The sequence below is a fragment of the Azospirillum brasilense genome (genome assembly GCF_001315015.1).
In the GTDB taxonomy this organism is placed as follows: Bacteria; Pseudomonadota; Alphaproteobacteria; order Azospirillales; family Azospirillaceae; genus Azospirillum; species Azospirillum brasilense.
The window spans coordinates 2,586,178-2,607,451 of sequence record NZ_CP012914.1 but is presented as its reverse complement, the minus strand read 5'-3'; the positions used below and the strand labels follow the sequence as shown (position 1 = coordinate 2,607,451).

Sequence of the window (21,274 nt, the reverse complement as noted above, 5' to 3'; positions counted from 1 at the left end):
CGGGCGCTTGAAGGCTGGGCGCTTCCTGCGGCGCTTCGCCCGCCACCGGCTGGCGGTGGCCAGCGCCCTGCTGCTGCTGGTCCTGGCCGTCGCCGCGGTGGCGGCGCCCTGGGTGGAACACTGGCTGGGGGTGGAGGCGACGGGCATCAGCCTGCTCGACCGCTTCGGCCCGCCCTCGGCCCTGCACCCGCTGGGCACGGACGAGCTGGGGCGCGACGTGCTGGTGCGGCTGCTCTACGGCGGGCGGGTGTCGCTGTTCGTCGGCGTGACGGCGGCGCTGGCCTCCGCCGTCATCGGCACGGGGATCGGGCTGCTGGCCGGCTATTTCGGCGGGCGGCTCGACGATCTGCTGATGCGCGTCACCGACGGGCTGATCGCGCTGCCGCTGCTGCCGTTGCTGATCGTGCTGGGTGCCATCGATCTGACGCGGCTGGGCATCCCCCCGGAGGTGGCGGGATCGGAGGACGCCAGCCTGCTGCGCATCGTCGTTCTGGTGGCGCTGTTCGGCTGGACGACGGTGGCGCGGCTGGTGCGCGGGGCCACCCTGTCGGCACGGCGGCGCGACTATGTGCGGGCGGCGGTGGCGATGGGGGCGGGCAGCCGCCGCATCATGCTGGCCCACATCCTGCCGAACGTCGCGGCCCCCGCCGTGGTGGCGACGACGCTGACGGTCGGCAACGTGATCCTGCTGGAGTCCGTGCTGAGCTTCCTCGGGCTGGGCATCCAGCCGCCGCTGCCCTCCTGGGGCAACATGCTGACCAACGCGCAGGAGCTGGTGGGAACCGCGCCGCTGCTGGCGGTGTGGCCGGGGCTGTTGATCTTTTTGACGGTGATCGCCGTCAACCTGCTGGGCGACGGGCTGCAGGACGCGCTGGATCCGCGGGTGGTGGGGAAGCGGTAGGGGGGCGAGGTCTTGCCCCCTCCCTGACCCTCCCCCGCTGCGCAGGGGAGGGGATAATCTCCCTCTCCTGCGAAGCGGGGGAGGGAAGGGGCCCGCGGCGAAGCCGTGGGAAGGGTGGGGGCAACCGCGCCCCCTCACTTCTCCCTTTGAAACTTCGCCGCTCCCGCCGCCATCGGGATCAGCCGCACCGCATAAGGCGACGTCTGCATCTGCGCCACCGCCTGGGCCGGGCCCGGAACGCGCTCGCGGTAGCCGACGACCACGTCGCCGCCGGACGCCCGCGCGCTGACGATGGACACGCCGTAGCCGCCGGTGTCGCGCGGGCCGAGGAAGACCGCCGCGGCCATGCGGTCGCCGGGCAGGGGACCCGGCGCGGCCTCGCCGACGCGGGCCCAGAGATCGTTCCATTCCTGCGGGTTGCGGGCGACGACATAGGCGCGCTCGTAGGCTTGGCTGCGGTCGCCCTGCCAATAGGTGCCGGGATCGGCGTCGGCGGGGAGCAGAGACTGCGCCTCCGCCCCGTCCGGGGCGGTCTGGCAGGCACCGAGAAGGGGAAGCGTCACGGCGAGGGCAAGCAGGGCGGCGGTCGGGCGGGTCATGCGGCGGCTCACTCCGGCACCGCCATGCCGCGCTTGACCGCAGGGCGTTCCGCGACCGCGTCGTGCCAGCGCTTCAGGTTGGGGTAGCGGTCCAGCACGTTGCCCTCCGCCTTGGCGGCCACGGCGACGAAGGGGAAACAGGCGATGTCGGCGATGGAGAAGGCGCCGCCGGCCAGATAGTCCGACACGCCCAGACGCTCCTCCATTGCGGCGTGGATGCGCTGCAGCTCGCCTTTGAAATAGTCGATGGCGTAGGGGATCTTCTCCGGCGCCATGACGGCGAAGCGGAACTTGCTCAAGCCCGAGGGGCCGAGGTCGCTGACGCCCAGCATCAGCCAGCTCAGCGCCTCCGCCCGCTCGTCCTCGTCCTCGGGCAGCAGGCGGCCGGTGCGCTCCGCGTAATGCAGCAGGATGGCCCCCGACCCGAACAGGCGGCGCTTCCTGCCGCCGGGCAGATCCTCGACGACGGCGGGAATCTTGCCGATCGGGCTGACCGCCAGATAGTCGGGCTGACGGCCTTCGCCGGCCACGAGGTCGACCTTGTGGACCTTGTAGGTGAGACCCAGCTCTTCCAGCAGGATCGAAGCCTTTTGCCCATTCGGCGAGGCGAAGGTGTAGAGCGTGATCATCGGTGCCCGTCCCTGGAGCCTGTCCCTTTGCCATGTCCGCAAAGGCGTTCAACAGGCTCCAGTTTCGCCGATTTGCGCACGGAAGGCCAGAGGCAGGCAAAAAGCGCCTTTTTGCCTGCCGATCACAGGGGTGTCACGCTCACACCGCGCGGCTGTGCTTCCCGGCGCCGGTGGACAGGTAGGTGTCGAAGCGCGCGGCGACGATGCGCATCAGCGGGCGGGCGGGCTCCGGCACATGGACGCGGCGGCCCTCCACCACGGCGACCCCGTCGGCCACCAGATCGGCCATGGCCTCCAGGTCGGCGTCGAAGGTCCCGGCGGCCAGCCCGTGGGCCTCGGCCACCGCGCCGACATCCACCGACAGGTCGCACATCAGCCGCACGATCAGGTCGCGGCGCAGCCGGTCGTCGGCGGTCAGCGTCAGCCCCTTGCCAGTCGGGAAGGTTCCGGCCTCGACGGCCTGGGCGTACTGGTCGAAGGGAACGGCGTTCTGCACATAGCCCTGCGGCAGCGCCCCGATGGAGGAGGCGCCGAAGCCCAGAAGCACCTCCGCGTCGTCGGTCGTGTAGCCCTGGAAGTTGCGGCTGAGCCGCCCCTCGCTCTGCTGCACGGCCAGCTCGTCGTCGGGCCGGGCGAAGTGGTCGAGGCCAATGGGCTGGAAGCCGGCGTCGGTCAGCACAGCGGCGATGGCCGCGAACTGCTCCCAGCGGCCGAGCGTGCCGGCGAGCGCCGACTCGTCGATCTTCTTCTGGTGCGTCTTCATCCACGGCACATGGGCGTAGCCGAAGACCGACAGCCGGTCCGGCGCCATGGTCAGGGCGATCTCGGCGGACCGCGCGACGCTCTCAACCGACTGGCCGGGCAGGCCGTACATCAGGTCGAGGTTGATGTGGCGGATGCCGTTGGCGCGCAGCCATTCCAGCGTCTGCTCGGTCTGCTCCCGCGGCTGGATGCGGTTGATGGCCGCCTGCACCGAAGCGTCGAAGTCCTGCACGCCGAGCGAGGCGCGGTTGACCCCGGCGCGGCCCAGCGCCTCGGCCATCTCGCGGGTCAGGGTGCGCGGGTCGATCTCCACCGCGATCTCGGCGTCCGGCGTCACGTCGTAGCGCTCGCGCAGCAGGGCGATCAGCGATTCGAAGTCGTCCGGCGCCATCATGGTCGGCGTGCCGCCGCCGAAATGGATGTGCCGCACCCGCAGCCGTCCGGAAATGCGGTCGGCGACCATGCCGATCTCGCGGCGCAGATGGCCGAGATACTCGGCGATGGGGGCGTAGCGGGCGACGATCTTGGTGTGGCAACCGCAGTACCAGCACATCTTCGCGCAGAAGGGCACGTGCAGGTACAGCGACCCCGTGTGCGCCGCCGTGTCCAGCTCCGCCAGCCAGTCCGCGTAGCGCTCCGCCCCCACGGCGGCCGTGAAGTGCGGCGCCGTCGGGTAGCTGGTGTAGCGGGGCACCCGCAGCCCGTCGTACTTGGCCAGCAGAGCGGCGTTCAGCGGGGCGGTCGGGGCGGTGGCGCAGGCCACGGGGGAGATCGCGTTCATGGCGGGGAGGATCGTGCAGACCGCCGTCCGCCGCTTTGACACAAGTCAAGCGTTCGAACGCCCGCCGGTCAGGTTCGCCCGTCAGGCGGCCGCCAGCCGGTTCTCCAGATGCTCCAGCAGCAGATTCAGGTTGCGGCGGTTGGCCTTGAAGCCGATGTCGAAGAGGGCGCCGATCACCGGGACCGAACCGCCGGCCCAATCCACGGCCATGTTGGCGATCATCCGGGCGATCAGGCTTTTCGGAAGGTCGAAGCGGGCGGCCTCCATGACGATGTAGGCGGCCACCACGGTGGTCGCCGTGCTGCCGGCGATCGGGACCAGCGCGGCGATGCCGTCCAGCCCGAAGGGGATGCGGGTGCCGGGAACGCGCCAGCGCGTGTCCATCAGCCGGGTCAGCCGGCGCAGCCGCTCCAGCCTTTCCAGGTCGATGTGGATGACCGGCGGCGCCGTGGCGACGCCCGAGAGGGTGGAGGCGGGCGCGGGACGCGTGCGGATGTCGCTCATGGGGCTTCACCGGAGCAGGAGAGCCGCCGTGGGGAGCCGCCGGCGGGTGGAGCCGTGGGCGGAGCCGGTCGGGCGTGTCGGGTTGAGCAACCCGCGGCTGTGCCCGGCGGTTCCCGGCCTATCTCCATCGGGTGTCCGGCACCTCCGACGCGCTCACGTCCCGGGCGGGTCCGCCGTCATACGGATGATCGGGCGGACGCAAGGTCATCGTCCGAACGGAGAGGGGGTGGCGGACCGGATGCGGCGAATGGACGCGCGATCCGGATTTGCGGAAGCTAAGCAATTGTTGTTTCGACGATTTTTCCGGTATCGCCGGGTTCTCGGACGGCCATATGCCGAAGGCATCTCTGGTCTGGGGCGTCCCAAAGCACAACAATGGTGCGCGCAGGTCGAGGCTTAAGACCGAAAAGAACCGAACGGGCACCCGCTCCACAGGGTGATGGGCGGGGCACCAGTCATCGGAAAAAAACAGGGAGGATCATCATGACCACGCTTTATTGCGCCTGCTGCGGACAGCCGTTCCGCCGCAGTTCGCCGCGCGGGCCGGCGCCGCTCTATTGCTCGCGCGATTGCCGCCGCCAGATCGAGGTCCGCCGCCGCGTCTGGACGTCGCTGCGGGCAGCGGAACGGACGGGCGCAGCACCGCTGACGCCGGTGGTTCCGGCCGGTGCGGGGTCTTTCCATAGGGGGGAAATCGTGTGGGAGCGCGCCTCCGCCTGATCGGGCGCCGCACGCGGTCTGCGTATTTTTTGGCCGGTTTGGTTGTGGTCCCTCTAAAACAGCAGGGCAGCCATACCATATAGGAGGACGCTACATGATGAGCGTCCCCCTGAACCGAGGGCTTTTCCGAACACGGCCATGATCCAGAAAACGCGATCCCCCCGCTCCGTCACCCGCACTCCGGCCCGCGCCTTCGGCGCCGTTGCTCTGGCGCTGGCCGTGGCGCTGACCGCCGGCACCGCCGATGCCCGCGCGGGCAAGAGCAGCTCCGTGGGCAGCCGCGGCTCGCGCACCTACGAGGCGCCGGCCCAAACCAACACCGCGCCGCGCGCCGCTCCGATGGAGCGCTCGGCCGCCCCGGCCCAGACCCCGGGCGCGCAGCAGCCGGGCATGCAGCAGCCGGGCATGGCGTCCCCGGCGGCGGCGCAGCGCGGGGGCTTCTTCTCGCGCGGGGGCTTCATGCCGGCGCTGATGGGCGGCCTGATCGGCGCCGGCATCGCCGGCATGCTGTTCGGCGGCGGCTTCCTCGACGGGCTGGGCAGCTTCGCGGGCATCCTGGGCTTCATCCTCCAGATCCTGCTGGTCGTCTTCCTCGTCCGTCTGGCCATGCGCTTCTTCCGCAACCGCTCGGCGGGCGCGGCGCGGCCGGCGGGCATGGGCGCTTCCAACGCCGCCTATGCCGGCCCGAATCCGGCTGCCATGAACCGCGAGGCGGTGGACGCGCGCGCAAACCCGATGGGCGGTGGCGCCCGCGGTGGTGCGGCGGCGGGTCCGGCCTCTTCCGGCCGCCCAGGCGTGCGCCGTGACGACCTGGGCATCGGCCCGGCCGACTATCAGGCGTTCGAGCAGACGCTGGTCACGGTCCAGACCGCCTACGGGAACGAGGACCTGATGGCCCTGCGCGGCGCCGTGACGCCGGAGATGGCCTCCTACTTCACCGAGGAACTGGCGGCCAACCACAACCGCGGCGTGGTCAACCGCCTGTCCGACGTCCGCCTGCTCCAGGGCGACCTGGCCGAGGCGTGGCGCGAGGGCAACGCGGAATACGCCACCGTGGCGATGCGCTTCTCGCTGACCGACGTGACGGTGGACCGCGCGAGCAACCGCGTGGTCGAAGGCGACCCGAACCGTCCGGTCGAAGCCACGGAAATCTGGACCTTCACCCGTCCGCGCGGTGGGCGCTGGGTCCTGTCGGCGATCCAACAGGCCGGCTGACCACTCTCCACTCCTCAACCGGTCTTGCGGGGGGGCGTCCGAAAGGGCGCCCCCTTTCGCATTTCCGGACTCCCCTGGGCAGATGGGACATGATAGAACATAGCAGGAACAAATACCTGCCAGACGGAATCGAGTCATGCCCGAATGTCCCGCGTCCGAGTCTTGCGAAGAAGCAATCCCGGCAGACCGGGCGGCCGTTCTGGCCGATCTGCGCGCCCGCATCCGGGGCCTGGAAGGGCTGGGCGGGGAGGGGGCGCGGGTGCTGCCCTTCGGCCTGCCGGACTTCGACGGGGCCTTTCCGGCGGGGGGGCTGCCGCTCGGCTGCCTGCACGAGGTGGCGGGGGAGGAGCCGGGGGCGGGGACGGCTTTCGCCGCGTATCTGTTGGCCCGCCTCGCCAGCGCGGCGGCGCCCGCGTTGTGGGTCGTGCGCGGGCGCGACCTCCACGCAGCCGGGCTGGCCGCCTATGGGCTGACGCCCGACCGGCTGATCGCCGTGCGCGCGACCCGCGACACCGACGCCCTGTGGGCGATGGAGGAGGCGCTGCGCTGCAAGCGGCTGTCCGCCGTGCTGGGGGAGGTCGGGGGAGTCGACCTGACGGCGAGCCGGCGGTTGCAGTTGGCCGCCGAATCGTCGGGTGTAACGGGAATCCTGTTGCAGGATGCGTCGCGGAATGCGAACCGCCGCTCGGCGGCGAGCGCGGCGGTCACCCGCTGGCGGATCGCGCCGGCGCCCAGTTGGACGGCGGAGCCGGGCGTCGGCGATCCGCGCTGGCGCGCCGAACTGGAGCGCTGCCGGGGCGGGCGTCCGGGGCTGTGGCTTCTGGAGTGGCGTGACGGTGCCCTGGTTCCGGCGCAAGCACCGGAGCGGGCCGTTTCCACGCCGGCATCCGCGTCCACCCCGGTCCGGCGCCCGGCTCCGGCGGGCGGACACGGACCCTCCTGGGCCGAGGTGGCGTGATGCGGACGGGAAAGGCGGTTCTGTCGCTTACACGACAGCCGCCTGTCGGCTTCCGGTCAGTAGTTGGTGGCCCAGTCGGGCAGGGGATGCCCGGTCTCGGTATCCGGATCGGCGTCGGGTGGAAAGGGCGCGTCGTCCGCGTAGAGCGGCAGTTGCCGGGCGAATTCCGCCGATTCCTGAGCCCGGCGTTGCTCCAGCAAGCGGGCGGCCAAATGAGCGGGCAGCATGGCAAGCCTCCTTCTGAGCGTCGGGAGAGCCTGGGGAGCGGTCCTGTCGGCCGCCCTCGGCCCAACCCGTCCTGTGTGTCTGGACGCTATCATGCAAGGTCCAGGCCTCTAAGTGATGCAGATCACGCGTTATGCAAACTTTAATGCGCCCGGTTTCTTTTTCAGGCCCCGTTTCTTTTTCCGGATGGGAAGCCCATAGTCCCCGCCTTCCGCTTTTTCCGCCGACGTTCCTTCTGCCGAGACCGACCATGCACGCCGAACCCTGCTCCACCTGCCTAAAACCTATGCATTTGTGCGTTTGCGAGGCGGTGGAGCCGATCGACAACGCCGTCTTCCTGCTCATCCTTCAGCACCCGCAGGAGAAGCGCGAGACGCTGGGCACCGCGCAGATCGCCCATCTCCAGTTCAAAAACTCCGCGCTGAAGGTGGGGCTGAGCTGGTCGAACCTGAAGCGCATCCTGGGGCGCGAGGTCGATTACAAGCGCTGGGGCGTGCTCTATCTCGGCCCGGTCAAGCAGGGCGCCGCCCCGCTGCCGGAGGTGTCCGTGGTGGACAAAGGCGGCGTCCCGCAGAAGGACAGCGAGCTGGTGCTGGGCGACCTGGAGGGCGTCATCGTCCTGGACGGCACCTGGAGCCAGGCCAAGACGCTGTGGTGGCGCAACCCGTGGCTCCTGAAGTGCCGCCGCATCGTGCTGAACCCGCAGTTCCGCTCCCTCTACGGGCAGGCCCGTAAGGAGCCGCGGCGTGACAGCGTCTCGACCCTGGAGGCCGCTGCCTTCCTGCTGTCGCGGCTGGAGGCCGAGCCGGCGGTCCTCGACCGCGCGCTGAAGCCCTTCGCGCTGCTGCTGAAGAAGTTGCGCGCCCCGCGCCCGCGCCCTGTGGCGCCGCCCCGCCCGGAGGCGGCCGCGGAGATCTCCCCGGAGCGGGACGAAGCGGAATAATCCGCGTTTCTTCCGGGATCGCCCTTTCCGGGTAAGCCCCCCTCGACCAGGGCGGCCGAGGCAACCAATGCGCTGTTGCGCTGTTGGGGATTGCATCGGCCGCTCGGGCCTCAACCAAGGGAGCGATCCATGAAGGGCGTTTTGCTGTGGCTTGTCGGTATTCCGATTCCGATCATTCTTCTGCTGTACCTGTTCAACGTCCTCTGATTGGGCCTCCGATCGGCTTGACGGCACGGACCGGCGGCGCCACATGCGAACCGCGCCGCCCTCCGCGCGCACGGCAAGAGACGAGGACCATGGCCCGCGATTTCGTTCCCTTCGGACTGACCGTCTGCGGCATCGAGGAGCTGAACGGCTTCTGCGAAGCCGGCGTGACCCATGTCCTGTCGATCCTCGACCCCGGCCATCCGGAGCCGACCGCTTTCGGCTCCTACGGCGAGCACAAGCGGCTGGAGCTGCGCTTCCACGACATCATCGACCCTTACATGGGCCAGTCCCTGCCGCAGCGCGCCGACGTCGAGCGCATCCTGGCCTTCGGGCGCGACCTGCTGACCGAGCCGACCGGGGTGGGGGGGCTGCTGGTCCATTGCCACGCCGGCATTTCGCGCTCGACCGCCGCCCTGACCATGATCCTGGCCCAGGCCAGCCCCGACCGCCCCGCCGCCGAGGCGATGGCTGCCGTGGTCGGCATCCGCCACAAGGCGTGGCCCAACCTGCGCATGATCGAATTCGCCGACGAGATCCTGGAGCGCCGGGGCGAGCTGGTCGATGCCGTCCGCGCCCGCCACCGCAGCTACGGCCGGGAGCGTCCCGATCTGGTCCAGTTCATGATCGACAACGGCCGGGTGCGCGAGGTCGCGGACCTGATCGACTGACCATTCCTTTCCAACCGTTCCTCAGCGGAAGTTCCGCCCCTCCGGGAAGACCGCGGCGGCGGAGCGATTGGGGAGCGCGTCAGGATCGGTCAGGTCGCGCAGCCGGTGTGTCAGGTCGCTCAGCCGCTCGACGCGCAGGTGGATGACCTCGCCGCCCTCGTCGTTGGGCTTGCCGCTGCGCTCCACCCGGCCGGTGGCGGCGATCAGGCGGGCGCCGATGATCGTCTTGCGGAAGGTCTCGAACACGTCCGGCATGATGACGAGGTTGGCGATGCCGGTCTCGTCCTCCAGCGTGATGAAGACCACGCCCTCGGCGCTGCCCGGCCGCTGCCGGACCAGCGCCAGCCCCGCCACGGTCAGCCGCGTGCCGGCCCGCACCGTGCCCAGCCGTTCGGTCGGGGCCACTCCGGTGAAGCCGTCCCGCAGCAGCGCCATGGGATGCGCCTTCAGCGACAGGCACAGGCTGCCGTAGTCCATCACCACATGCTCGCCCAGCGCCATGGCGGGCAGGAGGGCCTGCGGCTCGTCCTGGGCGGAGTCGGTGAGGCCGCTGAACAGCGGCAGCGGCTGCGCTCCCAGCGCCTTCACCGCCCACAGCGCGGCACGCCGGTCCAGCCCGACGGAGCGGAAGGCGTCGGCCCTGGCCAGCCGCTCCAGCCCGGCGACCGGCATGCGCGCGCGGCGCCACAGGTCGTAGGGATCGCGGTATCCCGCCCCGCGGCACAGCACGAGCCGCCGGGCGTCGTCCTCGTCCATCCCCCGGACCAGCCGCAGGCCGAGCCGCAGGGCGTAGCGGATGTTTCCAGGGCTCCCTCTCCCCCCCGGGGAGAGGATATGCGGTCCCGTTTTGGAAAGCGGTTCCAGCGTGCAGTCCCAGTCGGAGGCGTTCACGTCCGGGGGCAGCACCGTCACGCCGTGCTCGCGGGCGTCGCGGACGATCTGGGCGGGGGCGTAGAAGCCCATGGGCTGGCTGTTCAGCAGCGCCGCGGCGAAGACGTCCGGATGGTGGCACTTCATCCAGGCCGACACATAGGCCAGCAGGGCGAAGCTCGCCGCGTGGCTCTCGGGGAAGCCGTACTCGCCGAACCCCTCGATCTGCTGGAAGCAGCGCTCGGCGAAGGCGCGGTCGTAGCCTTTGCCGACCATGCCCTCGATGAACCGGTCGCGGAAAAGCTGGACCTCTCCGGTCTTGCGGAAGGTCGCCATGGCGCGTCGCAGCCGGTCGGCGTCCTCCGCGCTGAAGCCGGCGCCGACGATGGCGATCTGCATCGCCTGTTCCTGGAACAGCGGCACGCCCAGCGTCCTTTTCAGCACTGCTTCCAAATCCTTTGAGGGGTAGGTCACGACCTCCTCGCCGCTGCGGCGGCGCAGGTAGGGATGGACCATATCGCCCTGGATCGGGCCGGGGCGCACGATGGCAACCTGAATCACCAGATCGTAAAACTCTTTGGGCCGCAGGCGGGGCAGCATGGACATCTGCGCCCGGCTTTCCACCTGGAAGACGCCCAGGCTGTCGGCCCGGCACAGCATGTCGTAGGTCGCCGAGTCCCCCTGCGGCACCGTCGCCAGCGTCAGGGGGCGCTTGTAGTGCCGCTTCAGTAGATCGAAGCCACGGTGGAGGCAGGTCAGCATCCCCAGCGCCAGCACGTCCACCTTCAGGATGCCCAGCGCGTCGATGTCGTCCTTGTCCCACTCGATGGTCGTGCGGTCCTTCATGGCGGCGTTGGCGATGGGGCAGAGGTCGCTCAGGGGGCCGCGGGTGATGACGAAGCCGCCCACATGCTGCGACAGGTGGCGGGGGAAGCCGATCAGCTCCTGCGCCAGCTCCAGCGTCTGGCGGAGCCGCGGGTCGTCGGGATCGAAGCCGTATTGCCGGGCGCGCTCCTCGTCCACGCCGTGGCGGCTCCAGCCCCAGACGGAGGAGGACAGCCGCGCCACCAGATCGGCGGACAGGCCCATGGCCTTGCCGACCTCGCGGATGGCGCCGCGGGCGCGGTAGCGGATGACGGTGGCGGTCAGCCCGGCCCGCTCGCGCCCGTATTTCCGATAGATGTATTGGATAACCTCCTCGCGCCGCTCATGCTCGAAATCCACGTCGATGTCCGGCGGCTCGTTGCGTGCCGAGGAGATGAAGCGTTCGAACAGCAACGTGGTGGTGGCGGGATCGACCGAGGTGATGCCGAGGCAATAGCAGACCGCCGAGTTGGCCGCCGAGCCGCGTCCTTGGCAGAGAATGTCCTGCGAGCGGGCGTGGCGGACGATGTCGTGCACCGTCAGGAAATAGGGCGCGTAATCGAGCTGCCCGATCAGCGCCAATTCGCGGTGCAGGGTCTGCGCCACCGTCTCCGGCACGCTGTCCGGATAGCGCTGGACTGCCCCGGCCCAGGTCAGGTTGGTCAGCGTCTCCTGCGGGCTGCGCCCGTCCTCGGCGACCTCGTCCGGGTATTCGTAGCGCAGCTCCTCCAGCGAGAAGCGGCAGGCGGCGGCGATCTCCACCGTGCGGGCGACGGCGTCGGGGTGGCGGTGGAACAGGCGGGCCATCTCCACCCCGGCCTTCAGGTGCCGCTCGGCGTTGGCGGACAGGCGCCAGCCGGCCTCGTCGATGGTGGTGCCGCTGCGGATGCAGGTCATCACGTCGGCGAGCGGGCGACGGGCGGGCGTGTGGTAGAGCACGTCGTTGGTCGCCACCAGCGGCACCCGCTCCGCCTCCGCCAGCCCGCCCAGCCAGGACAGCCGCCGCTGGTCGTCGCCGCGGTAGCGGTGGCTGGCGGCGAGATGCAGGCGGTCTCCCAGATCGTTGCGCCAGCCGCGCAGCGCGTGGACGAAGGCGGGGTCGCGCCGGTCCGGCGGCACCAGCAGGAACAGCATCCCCTCCGCATGCTCCAGCAGGTCGGCGCGGGCGATGAAGCAGGCGCCCTTGGGCGCCCGCCGCTTGCCCAGCGTCAGCAGCCGCGACAGCCGCGCGTAGGCCGCCCGGTCGGTGGGGTAGGCGAGCAGGCTGTCCGCGTCGGTCAGGTCCAGCCGGCAGCCGACGATCAGGCGCAGGCCGTGCTTGCGGGCTGCGGCATGCGCCTGCACCACGCCGGCCAGCGAGTTGCGGTCGGTCACCGCGACGGCGGCGTGGCCGAGGCCGGCGGCGGTCAGCGCCAGCTCGTCCGGGTGGGACGCGCCCTCCAGGAAGGTGAAGCTGGTCGAGACCTGGAGTTCGGCGTAGGGGGTCATGGCGGCCCTGTCACCCGAAGAAGCCGTGCAGGAACCACAGCGCCGCCACGCCGGGCCGGTACAGCCCCTGGCGGAAGACCCAGAAGCGGCGGCCGGCCTCGTCCTCGACGCGGTAATAGTCGCGGGGCTCGCCGTCGCGCCGCCACCATTCGGCCGCGATCCGCTCCGGCCCGTCGGCGCGGCGGATTCGGTGCCGGGCGCCGCGCCAGAGGAACATCACCGGCGGGTCGTCGGGAAGCAGGGCCATGGCCTCGATGGGCTCCGGCGGGGCGAGAAGCCGCACCGGGCGGGGGCGGTCGGCGGGCCACAGCGCACCGCCGGGGGCGGCCGCGAAGGCCGGGGCGGGGGCCACGCTGCGCTCCGGCAGCCAGCTTTGCCGCGGGACCAGCCGCAGCACCGCCCGCTCCCCCAGCCGGTTGCCCAGCCGGTCCATCAGCTCTCCCAGTTCCGGCTGCCCGTCCGCATCACCGTCCAGCGCGGTCTGCGCGGCGGCGAGCGGGCCGGTCTCGGTGGCCGACAGCACCATCAGCTCCAGGCCGGGGCCGGGCTCCACCCGGTCGAGCTTCTGGGCGAACAGCCGCATCAGCGCGTCCGGGCGGCGCACCGGGTGGCCGGTGCCGATGGCCAGCGTCTGGGGCGCGTCCTCCAGCCGGCGGTCCACCCGGTGCAGTTCCAGCCGCAGCCGGCGGGCACCCTCGCCGGTGTTCTCCAGCCCGGCGCAGAGGGCGGCCAGCAGGCGGCGCAACGCCTCGGCGATGGCCTCGGCGGTGGTCAGCGGCTCGGGCAGGGCGAGGCGGACGCTGTGCGGCGGCACCGGCAGGCGGGGGGACAGCGGCTCGTCCAGCCGTCCATAGGCTTGGTCGAGCCGCCGCAGCAGCTCCGGCCCGAAGCGGGCGGCCAGCGTGGCGCGGGGGAGGGCGTGCAGGTCGCCGATCCGCCGCAGCCCCACCGCGGCCAGACCCTCCACCGTGGCGGCGGGCAGACGCAGCGCGGCGACGGGGAGGGGGGAGAGGAGGCTGTCGTCCCGGTTGCCCCCACCCTCCCGCTTCGCGGGTCCCCCCTTCCCGAACCGCGCCAGCGCCCACGCCGCCGCGGGCGTGTCGGCTACGGAAATCCGCGATTCGAAGCCCGCCGCGGTCAGGCGGGCGGTCAGGTCGGCGGCCATGGCCTCCTCGCCGCCGAACAGGTGGGCGCAACCAGTGATGTCCAGCGCCACCCCGTCCGGGCCGTCCGGGGCGGTCCAGGGGGTGTAGCGCGTGCACCAGCCGGCGATCCGTTCCAGCAGGCGGGCGTCCGACTCGGGCTCGGCGTCGAAGACGGCCAAGGCGGGTTCGATGGCGCGGGCATCGGCCAGACTCATGCCGGGATGCACCCCGGCCTCCGCCGCGGCGCGGTTGACGGCGGCCACGCCCAGCCGCCCGCGCTCGGCCAGGATGGCGGCCAGGGGATGGTCGCGCCGCTCCGGATGGCGGCGGCCGTAGGCGTCGGTGGGCAGCCGCGGCAGCCACAGGGACAGGATGCGCCGTGCCGTCCGTTCCGCCCCCCCTTTCCCCATGCCACCCTCCCTGCACCGCTCGTTTCGTCAATTGCTTCATCTCGAACAAATCAAGAACATCCTAGCGGCAAAAGTCGGCGGGCGGGAGTCCCCTTACGGCCTCACCAAGAAGGGGGAGCTCGCCGGGAGGGCCTTGTCCCGTCTCCGCGGGACACGACATGGTTGGTATGACACCGATCCGTCCCACCGCCGTGTTCCTGCCCGTCGCCGTCGCGCTCGCCGCCCTTGCGCTGGGAGCCTGCGCGACGGAGGTGCACGACGAGATGCCGGGACGGGCCCAGGCGGCCCCGCCGGTGTCCGCGCAGAGCGGCGGGCTGAAGACGCTGCGCCAGATCCAGGCGGAGGAGAACGCCCGTCCGGACCCCGCGCCGCGACCGCAGACTCCGCCCGCCCCGCCGCAAAAGCTTTCCGACGCCTCGCAGACGCCCAACCAGCCGCCGCCGGTGCGCCGCCGCGGCAGTTCGTCCCCGCCGCCGCCGCCCATCGACCAGCCGGCCACCCCCGCCCTGCCAGCGCCGGGTTCCACCCAGGGGCTGACCGACCGCGCCAAGCGCGACCTGATGAGCCCGGAGGTCGACCGGCTGCGCACCGAGGACGCCATGGGCCGGCTCGACCCGCTGCAGCAGCGCGACCTGCTCCGCAAGCAGCAGGACCTCCGCCAGTACGGCCCCGGCCCCCTGGGCTATTGATCTCCCGGTTCTTGAAGCCCGCCGCCCTGGTCACTTGACCCCACCCCGCGCAGCGGCCATACCGGCCCGGTGCTGGGCAAGACGTTGGGGAAAAGGGGTAGGGGATGGTGGCGATCCGGTCAGTTCTTCTGGCGCTCGCATTGATCGGCGCCGGTGCCGCGCCCGCGCTGGCGCGGATGACGGTGACCGGGCCGTTCGGCACCGGCCTGACCGAGCCCGTGTGGGTCTTGCAGCACCTGCTGGGCTTCCTCGCCATCGGGCTGTGGAGCGGGCAGAACGGCGGCGCCTCCGTCTGGCAGCTTCCGGTGGCGGCGCTGACCGCGGTGCTGGCCGCTGGACTGGCCGCGCAGATCGGCATCCGTCTGCCCTACGCCGCGGAAGGGCTGTCGGCGTCGTTGATCCTGATGGGCGGACTGGTCGCCTTCGGGCTGAAGGTGCCGCTGGCGCTGGGGGTGCTGACGGTCGCCGCAGCGGGGGCTTTCCACGGCTATGTGCATATGGGCGGGCCGCTGTTCTGGGCCGGGCTGTCCTCCGGCGTGCTGCTGGTCATCGGCGCCGGGCTGGGCCTGTCGGTGGCGGTGGGGCAGGCGGCGTCGGGCCGGGTCGTGCAAATGTGTGGCGGCGCGGTAGCACTCGCCGGGGTTCTTGATCTGGCGGGCGTCTTTTAAGCCCCCGACGCCTTGAAAAAGCCGGGCTGCGGGTATTCTTGTAAGAGCGTGTCCAACACACGCCGCCGATGGCCCATGCCGCCGGGACGGCTGGCCAGCAGGAAAGGTGGACCCGCCGGTGCCGCGCGCAGGAGCCAACCCCCGCCTTTCCGACGCCCCCCTTTCCTCCCAGGGCCTTCCCAGCCGCCGCCATGTGCTGGCCGGCGTCGCCGGGGGGGCTCTCCTGGGCCTGCTGCCGCGGGGTGCCGCGGCGCAGGACATCCGCTATTTCCGGATCGGCACGGGCACCACGTCGGGCACCTATTTCCCGATCGGCGGGCTGATCGCCAACGCCATCTCCAACCCGCCCGGCTCGCGCCCCTGCGACCGTGGGGGAAGCTGTGGCGTGCCGGGGCTGATCGCGGTGGCGCAGGCCACGCTCGGCTCGGTGGAGAACATCGAACTGCTGCGCTCCGGCGCGGTCGAGGCCGGAATGTCCCAGGCCGACATCGCCTATTGGGCCTACACCGGTTCCGGCATCTTCCACGGCAAGGCGCCCTTCGAGGGGCTGCGCTCCATCGGGATGCTCTACGCGGAGGCGATCCAGCTCGTCGTGCGCGCCGACAGCGACCTGCACGGCGTGGCCGACCTGAAGGGCAAGGCCGTCTCGCTGGGCGAGGAGGGCTCCGGCGTGCTGGTGGAGGCGCGGGCGATCCTCGACGCCTTTGGCGTGAAGGAGGCGGAGCTGCGGCCCCCGGCCTACCTGAAGCCCGGCACCGCGGCGGACCGGCTGGCCAAGAGGGAGCTGGACGCCTTCTTCATGGTCGGCGGCTTTCCGGTGGCGGCGGTCACCGACGTGGCGAACCGCGAGCCGATCCGCCTGATCCCGCTCGACGGCGAGGTTGCCGACGGGCTGCGCATCCGCCAGCGCTTCTACATGGACCAGACCATCCCCGCCGACACCTACCCCGGCGTGCCGGAGATCCACACGCTGGGGGTGGGGGCGGAGTTGCTGGTCCGCGCCGACCGCGACCCCGCCCTGATCCACGGCGTCACCAAGGCGCTGTGGCACGAGAACACCCGCCGCCTGCTGATCGAGGGCCACCCCAAGGGGCGCAGCTTCGACGCCACCAAGGCGGTCGCCAACGTCTCCGTGCCCCTGCATCCGGGCGCCGAGCGCTACTACCGCGAGGTTGGGCTGATCGGCAACGCTGCCAACGAACCGACGGGCGGCGCGACGCCCTGATGTCGTCCTACTGCGGGTCCCGTTCGTCCGCGTAGATGTCCCAGGGCTCCGCCTTGGCGGCGGCCACCCACTCCACCATGGCCGGCAACTCCATCACCGCCCGCGCGTAGTCGCCGCACAGCCCGTCCATCTCCACCCCGTAGGTGAGGAGGCGCGTCACCACCGGCGCGTACATGGCGTCGGCGATCGAGAAGTCGCCGAACAGGAAGGGGCCGCCCGCCCCGAAGCGGGCGCGCGTGTCGCGCCACAGCGCGAAGACGCGGGCGATGTCGGCCTCGCTCTCGGCGTTGCGGCCGACGCCGGGGCGGAAGGCCTTGAGGTCCATGGACATGTGGGTGCGCAGGCCGACGAAGCCCGAATGCATCTCCGCCGAGACCGACCGCGCCACCGCGCGGGCGTGGGCGTCCGCCGGCCAGAGGGCGGCTTCGGGAACGGTCTCCGCCAGATACTCGCAGATCGCCAGCGAATCCCAGATCACCCGGTCGCCGTGCCGCAGGCAGGGCACCCGGCCGGAGGGCGAATGCTCGGCGATGCGGGCCGCGGTGTCGGGCTGGCGCAGCGGAATGAGGATTTCCCGGAAGGGCCGGCCGGTCCGCTTCAGCACCAGCCAGGGCCGCAGGGACCAGGAGGAGAAGGCCTTGTTGCCGATGACCAGGGTCAGGTCGTCCATGGGTGCGCCTCGGGAGCGAAGGAAGGGGGGCGGAGCATGCCTGCCCCGCGCCGATCCGGCAAGCCGGCCCGCAATCCCCAAGGGCAATCGCCCGAACGCCGTGTGCCGAAGACGCGGACAAGATCGACACGGATTTCACGGATCACACCGGATTTCACGGAGTTGATCGGCCCGATGCGTCCGGCTTGCGGCCGGAACGGGTCCGTCCGTGCCATCCGTGTTGAAATCCGTGAAATCCGTGTCGATCTTGCCCCCGACCGGGCGGCGTCCCCTTCAAGCGATTGCCTTGCGCAATCCCCCTTTTCAGGGACGCCCCGGCGCGCCATGCTTTCCTTGACCGATTCCGTTTCCTGACGAAGGACGCCCGCCTTGCTCGCCACCCTGCTCGCCACGGCCGGCCCCGGCACCGTGATCATCACCCCGCTGAACAAGGCCGGCCTCGCCACGTGGCTGGAGGGTCAGCCGCCCGCCACCGCGGCCTGGGTGAAAGCCGTGAACTTCACGGCGGAGGCCGGTTCCACCGCCTTCATTCCGGGGGACGGTGGGGCGGTCGCCCGCGTGCTGGCCGGCGTGTCGGCGCTGGACGACCTGTGGGGCCTCGCCGGGCTGCCCGCCGGCCTGCCGCCGGGGAACTACCGGCTGGACGAGGCGGTGGACGCCGCGCTCGACCGCCGCGCCGCCACCCGTCTGGCCCTGGGCTGGGCGCTCGGCAGCTACCGCTTCGGGCGCTACAAGGCGTCGGAGAAGACCTTCGCCAACCTCGTCTGGCCCAAGCACGCCGACCAGGGCGAGGTGCAGCGCACCGCCACCGCGACCTATTTGCTGCGCGACCTGGTGAATACGCCGGCCAACGACCTCGGCCCGGCGGAACTGGCCGAGATGGCCCATGCCGTGGCGGAGGAATTCGAGGCCGGGCTGGAGGTGATCGTCGGCGACGATCTGCTCGACCGCGACTATCCGGCCATTCACGCGGTGGGGCGGGCCAGCCCGCGGGCGCCGCGGCTGATCGACCTGCGCTGGGGCAACCCGGCGCACCCGAAGGTGACCATCGTCGGCAAGGGTGTCTGCTTCGACAGCGGCGGGCTGGACATCAAGCCGTCGTCGGGCATGCTGCTGATGAAGAAGGACATGGGCGGCGCCGCGCACGCGCTGGCGCTGGGCCGCATGGTGATGATGGCGGGACTGCCGGTGCGGCTGCGCGTGCTGGTGCCGGCGGTGGAGAACGTGATCTCCGGCAACGCCTTCAAGCCGATGGACGTGCTGAAGACGCGCAAGGGGCTGAGCGTGGAGGTCGGCAACACCGATGCCGAGGGCCGGCTGATCCTGTGCGATGCGCTGGCCGAGGCGGATTCGGAGAAGCCCGCCCTGCTGATCGACTTCGCCACCCTGACCGGGGCCGCCCGCGTTGCGCTGGGGCCGGATCTGCCGGCGCTGTTGGCCAACGACGACGGCCTCGCCGACGACCTGCTGGCCGCCGGCGAGGAGCAGAGCGACCCGCTGTGGCGCCTGCCGCTGTGGGCGCCCTACCGCAAGGGGCTGGACAGCAAGGTGGCGGACCTCAACAACGTGACCAGCAACGGCATGGCCGGGGCGATCACCGCGGGTCTGTTCCTTCAGGAGTTCGTGTCGAAGGACACGCCCTGGGCGCATCTCGACACCTTCGCCTGGAACAGCGGCGCCCGCCCCGGCCGCCCGGAAGGCGGCGAGGCGCTGGGCCTGCGCGCGGCCTATGCGGTGATCGCCAAGCGGTTCGGGTGATAGAACGGCGCAACAACCGGTATATGGTTAAAATTGTCACTCCCGCGGGCGTCGCGGGAGTGGCGTGCCGATTCGGAAAGGACTAAAACCTTCGGGTAGGACCGGTTGGACTTGGGTGCCGGCCGGGTTTTTGGAGGCGGACACATGGCGCTGAAGGTTCGTGAGGATTATCGCACCCTCACCGGTCCGGAGAAGGCGGCCATTCTGATGCTGGCGCTGGGCGACGAGCATTCGTCCAAGCTGTTCGCGATGATGGACGACGAGGAGATCAAGGAGCTGTCGCAGGTGATGGCGAACCTGGGCACCGTCTCCGCCAACCTGATCGAGCGCCTGTTCGTCGAATTCGCGGAACAGATGTCGGCCACCGGCTCGCTGGTCGGCTCTTTCGACTCCACCGAACGCCTGCTGCTGAAGACGCTGCCCAAGGACAAGGTCGACTCCATCATGGAGGAGATCCGCGGTCCCGCCGGCCGCACCATGTGGGACAAGCTGGCCAACGTCAACGAATCGGTCCTGTCCAACTACCTGAAGAATGAATATCCGCAGACCGTGGCGGTGGTGCTGTCGAAGATCCGTCCGGAACACGCCGGCCGCGTTCTGACCCAGCTGCCGGAGAGCTTTGCGATGGAGGTCATCATGCGCATGCTGCGCATGGAGGCCGTGCAGAAGGAGGTCCTGGACGATGTCGAGCGCACGCTGCGCACCGAGTTCATGACCAACCTCGCCCGCACCAGCCGCCGCGACAGCCACGAGATGCTGGCGGAAATCTTCAACGGCCTGGACCGCACGACCGAGCACCGCTTCATGGCCGCCCTGGAGGAGCGCAACCGCGACAGCGCCGAGCGCATCAAGTCGCTGATGTTCACCTTCGAGGATCTGTCCAAGCTCGACCCCTCCGGTGTCCAGGCGCTGCTGCGCAGCGTCGACAAGCAGAAGCTCGCCACCGCGCTGAAGGGCGCGTCGGAGACGCTGAAGGACCTGTTCTTCTCCAACATGTCCGAACGCGCAGCGAAGATCCTGCGCGAGGACATGGCCGCCATGGGTCCGGTCCGCGTCCGCGAGGTGGACGAATCCCAGATGTACATGGTCCAGCTTGCCAAGGACTTGGCGGCCCGCGGCGAAATCGTCATCTCCGAAGGCAGCGGCGAGAACGAGTTGATTTACTAACCCACTTCCTGTATGATTTAAAAAATCTGCTGAGACAGAGAAAAGGGTAACCATTTACTTGTTCGGAACGATCTTTCCGGGATTTTTATAGAGACTTTTTCTTTTTTGTGTGCATAATCGGTTGTCGCCCTATCCTTTGAGGACGACGCCATGCCGACCATCCATCGCCAGGACGGCTTCCGGTTCTACTTTTACAGCCATGAGCCCAACGAGCCGGCGCATGTTCATGTGGACCGAGGCGGCGCCTCGGTGAAAGTCTGGCTGACCCCGGTATCCGTTGCGATTAATATGGGCCACTCGGCAAAGGATCTGGCCGACGTGCTGCGGATCGTGCGGGAGCATCGGGCGCGGTTCCTGGAGGAATGGCATGGCTTTTTCGGCACCCAAGGTTGATTTGCGCATCAAGGCTGTGCTGCTCGACGACGAGCGGCTGACGGTCGACCTTATGGATGGGCGGTCCATCGCCGTGCCGCTTGCCTGGTACCCGCGCCTGTTCGACGCCACACCGGAGCAGCGCCGGAATTGGGAGATCGCCGGGGGTGGCTACGGCATCCACTGGCCCGATGTGGATGAGGATCTCAGCACCGAAGGGCTTCTGCGCGGGGCGCCGGCCCCTCGGCACGTTTCCCCACCCGCGACACCCTGACCGATCGATCCGGCTGCGAAACGCTTGCCTGTCCGGGCCGGGTTGGGGGACACTCCTTCGCCGCGCGTTCCGAATGCGGGGGCCTTCGGGGCAAGAAACGCGGCGCGGGGGGAAAACATGGCACGGAACCTGAAAGCGCTCGGCCTGTGGCGGACGGCTCTGATCGCCAGCGTCCGGCAGGACGGGCCGGACCTGTCGGCGCGGCAGATGGCCATCATGCTCCAGGTCTATCTGACCGATCCGCCGCACACCGTGCGCGGGTTGGCGGCGGCGCTGAACATCTCCAAGCCCGCGGTGACCCGCGCGCTCGACCGGCTGTCGCTGCTCGGCTTCATCAAGCGCAAGCGCGACGTCGAGGACAAGCGCAGCGTGCTCGTCCAGCGCACCGTGAAGGGCAGCGTCTTCCTGTCCGACTTCGCCGAGCTGGTCGTCGCGGCGGGCGCCGTGGCGCCCGAGGACATGGCGGTCATCCGCGCCGAGGAGGAGGTTGCCGCCTCCGCCAAGGCGCGGCTGGAGGCGCAGTTGAGCACCTCCGGACCCGTGGCGGTGCCCGCCTGACCGG

At 70.4% G+C, this 21,274-nt stretch carries 22 protein-coding genes; 14 read left to right on the top strand and 8 right to left on the bottom strand.

Translation table 11 applies throughout. From position 1 onward, the window contains the following. The first annotated feature begins 7 nt into the window (after window positions 1-7). Window positions 8-901: an ABC transporter permease gene (locus tag AMK58_RS12080; protein ID WP_236778124.1), complete on the top strand. Its 894-nt coding sequence runs from the start codon at window positions 8-10 to the stop codon at window positions 899-901. A 134-nt stretch (window positions 902-1,035) separates the two neighbouring features. On the opposite strand, the gene AMK58_RS12075 is transcribed toward AMK58_RS12080, so the two are convergent. The 4 genes from AMK58_RS12075 to AMK58_RS12060 all read right to left on the bottom strand — a co-directional run bounded on the left by AMK58_RS12075 (window position 1,036) and on the right by AMK58_RS12060 (window position 4,176). Further along, on the bottom strand, window positions 1,036-1,500 hold the full coding sequence (locus tag AMK58_RS12075; RefSeq protein WP_035671332.1) for a protease complex subunit PrcB family protein: 465 nt from the start codon (window positions 1,498-1,500) through the stop codon (window positions 1,036-1,038). 8 nt (window positions 1,501-1,508) lie between these two features. Beyond that, on the bottom strand, window positions 1,509-2,129 hold the full coding sequence (locus AMK58_RS12070; protein ID WP_035671334.1) for a glutathione S-transferase family protein: 621 nt from the start codon (window positions 2,127-2,129) through the stop codon (window positions 1,509-1,511). A 139-nt stretch (window positions 2,130-2,268) separates the two neighbouring features. Continuing rightward, on the bottom strand, window positions 2,269-3,672 hold the full coding sequence (gene hemN / locus AMK58_RS12065; RefSeq protein WP_079285222.1) for an oxygen-independent coproporphyrinogen III oxidase: 1,404 nt from the start codon (window positions 3,670-3,672) through the stop codon (window positions 2,269-2,271). A gap of 81 nt (window positions 3,673-3,753) precedes the next feature. Next, a complete protein-coding gene (locus AMK58_RS12060) occupies window positions 3,754-4,176 on the bottom strand; it encodes a DUF4112 domain-containing protein (RefSeq protein WP_051140085.1) in 423 nt (140 codons plus the stop codon). Window positions 4,177-4,659: 483 nt separating this feature from the next. On the opposite strand from AMK58_RS12060, the gene AMK58_RS29490 reads away from it, so the two are divergent. The 3 genes from AMK58_RS29490 (at window position 4,660) to AMK58_RS12050 (ending at window position 7,069) form a co-directional block, all read left to right on the top strand. After that, entirely contained in the window at window positions 4,660-4,896 is a 237-nt protein-coding gene (locus tag AMK58_RS29490) for a hypothetical protein (RefSeq protein ID WP_079285221.1), read from the top strand. Window positions 4,897-5,034: 138 nt separating this feature from the next. Next, window positions 5,035-6,111: a Tim44 domain-containing protein gene (locus AMK58_RS12055; protein ID WP_059398928.1), complete on the top strand. Its 1,077-nt coding sequence runs from the start codon at window positions 5,035-5,037 to the stop codon at window positions 6,109-6,111. A 136-nt stretch (window positions 6,112-6,247) separates the two neighbouring features. After that, window positions 6,248-7,069: an ImuA family protein gene (locus tag AMK58_RS12050; protein WP_059398927.1), complete on the top strand. Its 822-nt coding sequence runs from the start codon at window positions 6,248-6,250 to the stop codon at window positions 7,067-7,069. 56 nt (window positions 7,070-7,125) lie between these two features. On the opposite strand, the gene AMK58_RS30375 is transcribed toward AMK58_RS12050, so the two are convergent. Beyond that, window positions 7,126-7,296: a hypothetical protein gene (locus AMK58_RS30375; protein ID WP_014239377.1), complete on the bottom strand. Its 171-nt coding sequence runs from the start codon at window positions 7,294-7,296 to the stop codon at window positions 7,126-7,128. Window positions 7,297-7,544: 248 nt separating this feature from the next. On the opposite strand from AMK58_RS30375, the gene AMK58_RS12045 reads away from it, so the two are divergent. Together AMK58_RS12045 and AMK58_RS12040 are read left to right on the top strand one after the other, a co-directional pair. Next, a complete protein-coding gene (locus AMK58_RS12045; RefSeq protein WP_079285220.1) occupies window positions 7,545-8,237 on the top strand; it encodes a tRNA-uridine aminocarboxypropyltransferase in 693 nt (230 codons plus the stop codon). 296 nt (window positions 8,238-8,533) lie between these two features. After that, window positions 8,534-9,112: a tyrosine phosphatase family protein gene (locus tag AMK58_RS12040; RefSeq protein ID WP_035671348.1), complete on the top strand. Its 579-nt coding sequence runs from the start codon at window positions 8,534-8,536 to the stop codon at window positions 9,110-9,112. Between the two features lie 21 nt (window positions 9,113-9,133). On the opposite strand, the gene AMK58_RS12035 is transcribed toward AMK58_RS12040, so the two are convergent. After that, window positions 9,134-12,334 carry an error-prone DNA polymerase gene (locus AMK58_RS12035; protein WP_059398926.1) on the bottom strand — a complete coding sequence of 1,067 codons (3,201 nt, stop codon included), beginning with the start codon at window positions 12,332-12,334 and terminating at the stop codon, window positions 9,134-9,136. Between the two features lie 10 nt (window positions 12,335-12,344). Continuing rightward, the gene (locus AMK58_RS12030) at window positions 12,345-13,889 is read right to left on the bottom strand and encodes a Y-family DNA polymerase (protein ID WP_059398925.1); all 1,545 of its coding nucleotides are present in this window, start codon (window positions 13,887-13,889) and stop codon (window positions 12,345-12,347) included. 167 nt (window positions 13,890-14,056) lie between these two features. On the opposite strand from AMK58_RS12030, the gene AMK58_RS12025 reads away from it, so the two are divergent. The 3 genes from AMK58_RS12025 to AMK58_RS12015 all read left to right on the top strand — a co-directional run bounded on the left by AMK58_RS12025 (window position 14,057) and on the right by AMK58_RS12015 (window position 16,471). Beyond that, window positions 14,057-14,578, top strand: a complete 522-nt coding sequence (locus AMK58_RS12025; protein ID WP_059398924.1) for a hypothetical protein — start codon at window positions 14,057-14,059, stop codon at window positions 14,576-14,578. A gap of 104 nt (window positions 14,579-14,682) precedes the next feature. Continuing rightward, on the top strand, window positions 14,683-15,246 hold the full coding sequence (locus AMK58_RS12020; protein WP_035670925.1) for a HupE/UreJ family protein: 564 nt from the start codon (window positions 14,683-14,685) through the stop codon (window positions 15,244-15,246). 118 nt (window positions 15,247-15,364) lie between these two features. Beyond that, complete coding sequence (locus AMK58_RS12015; protein WP_035670940.1) at window positions 15,365-16,471, top strand: TAXI family TRAP transporter solute-binding subunit; 1,107 nt, start codon at window positions 15,365-15,367, stop codon at window positions 16,469-16,471. Window positions 16,472-16,478: 7 nt separating this feature from the next. Here AMK58_RS12015 and AMK58_RS12010 read toward each other — a convergent pair whose 3' ends face one another. Next, a complete protein-coding gene (locus AMK58_RS12010; RefSeq protein ID WP_035670922.1) occupies window positions 16,479-17,141 on the bottom strand; it encodes a glutathione S-transferase family protein in 663 nt (220 codons plus the stop codon). A 369-nt stretch (window positions 17,142-17,510) separates the two neighbouring features. On the opposite strand from AMK58_RS12010, the gene AMK58_RS12005 reads away from it, so the two are divergent. The 5 genes from AMK58_RS12005 to AMK58_RS11985 all read left to right on the top strand — a co-directional run bounded on the left by AMK58_RS12005 (window position 17,511) and on the right by AMK58_RS11985 (window position 21,270). After that, window positions 17,511-18,899, top strand: coding sequence for a leucyl aminopeptidase family protein (locus AMK58_RS12005; RefSeq protein WP_059398923.1), 1,389 nt, complete (start codon window positions 17,511-17,513; stop codon window positions 18,897-18,899). A 144-nt stretch (window positions 18,900-19,043) separates the two neighbouring features. Beyond that, window positions 19,044-20,066 (top strand): flagellar motor switch protein FliG, encoded by a 1,023-nt coding sequence (gene fliG / locus AMK58_RS12000; RefSeq protein ID WP_035670918.1) that lies wholly within the window; start codon window positions 19,044-19,046, stop codon window positions 20,064-20,066. A gap of 150 nt (window positions 20,067-20,216) precedes the next feature. After that, window positions 20,217-20,459, top strand: coding sequence for a DUF4160 domain-containing protein (locus AMK58_RS11995; protein WP_035670915.1), 243 nt, complete (start codon window positions 20,217-20,219; stop codon window positions 20,457-20,459). Further along, a complete protein-coding gene (locus AMK58_RS11990) occupies window positions 20,434-20,712 on the top strand; it encodes a DUF2442 domain-containing protein (RefSeq protein ID WP_035670912.1) in 279 nt (92 codons plus the stop codon). Before AMK58_RS11995 ends, AMK58_RS11990 begins: the two co-directional genes overlap by 26 nt. 117 nt (window positions 20,713-20,829) lie before the next feature. Further along, window positions 20,830-21,270, top strand: a complete 441-nt coding sequence (locus AMK58_RS11985) for a MarR family transcriptional regulator (RefSeq protein ID WP_035670909.1) — start codon at window positions 20,830-20,832, stop codon at window positions 21,268-21,270. Window positions 21,271-21,274 lie beyond the last annotated feature (4 nt).